A 383-nucleotide genomic window follows, 5' to 3' on the forward strand; every position below is an offset into this window, starting at 1 on the left:
CCCTTTCCGGAGCCGCTGCCGCCTTGGCCGCCGTTTGCGGAACCGCCGTTGCCTGAGCCGCTGCCGCCACTGCCTCCCTTTCCGGAGCCGCTGCTGCCTTGACCGCCGTTGCCGGAGCCACCGCTACCCGAGCCGCTGCCGCCACTGCCTCCCTTTCCGGAGCCACTGCTGCCTGAGCCGCTGCTGCCTTGACCGCCGTTTGCGGAACCGCTGTTGCCTGAGGCGCCGCCACCTTGACCGCCGTTGCCGGAGCCGCTGTTACCCGAGCCGCTGCCGCCGTTGCCTCCCTTTCCGGAGCCGTTGCTGCCTTGGCCGCCGTTTGCGGAGCCACCGTTACCCGAGCCGCTGCCGCCGTTGCCGCCGTTTGCGGAGCCGCTGTTGCC

The 383-nt window shown here is 71.8% G+C and carries 1 protein-coding gene; it reads right to left on the reverse strand.

Annotated features, from left to right (window positions below; genetic code table 11):
• Positions 1–383 (reverse strand): hypothetical protein (locus BN2475_RS35155; RefSeq protein WP_218023753.1); only part of this gene is annotated, 383 nt, incomplete at both ends.

Source organism: Paraburkholderia ribeironis, from assembly GCF_900019265.1.
GTDB lineage: Bacteria > Pseudomonadota > Gammaproteobacteria > Burkholderiales > Burkholderiaceae > Paraburkholderia > Paraburkholderia ribeironis.